This window comes from Pseudomonas sp. AU12215 (genome assembly GCF_001675465.2).
GTDB lineage: Bacteria > Pseudomonadota > Gammaproteobacteria > Pseudomonadales > Pseudomonadaceae > Pseudomonas > Pseudomonas nitroreducens.
This window is the reverse complement of record NZ_MACM02000123.1, coordinates 1-276: the sequence shown is the minus strand read 5'-3', so window position 1 is coordinate 276 and position 276 is coordinate 1. Positions and strand designations below refer to the sequence as shown.

Sequence of the window (276 nt, the reverse complement as noted above, 5' to 3'; positions counted from 1 at the left end):
TCGCTTTTCAGCTCCAGCGTGGCAACAGGAATGCCGTTGACGAACAGCACCAGATCCAGACGGGGGTTGTATTCCCCCTCGCGGAAGTGAGGGGAATAAGACACCTCCGGCACCACGCGCAGGCGGTTGCACTGGTAGCGCTTGAGGGTGTCCGGGTTCATGCCGTGGTCGGGTTTGAAGCTGCACGCCTCGACCTTCACTCCCGGCAGTTTGAAGCCGTGGCGCAGCACATCGAGGGTGCCGTCCTGCTCCAGCTCGCGCACCAGTTTCTGCACC

The 276-nt window shown here is 62.3% G+C and carries 1 protein-coding gene; it reads right to left on the bottom strand.

Annotated features, from left to right (window positions below; translation table 11 throughout):
* A partial coding sequence (locus tag A9513_RS16340; protein WP_141678438.1) for a type I restriction endonuclease occupies positions 1-276 on the bottom strand: 276 nt, incomplete at both ends.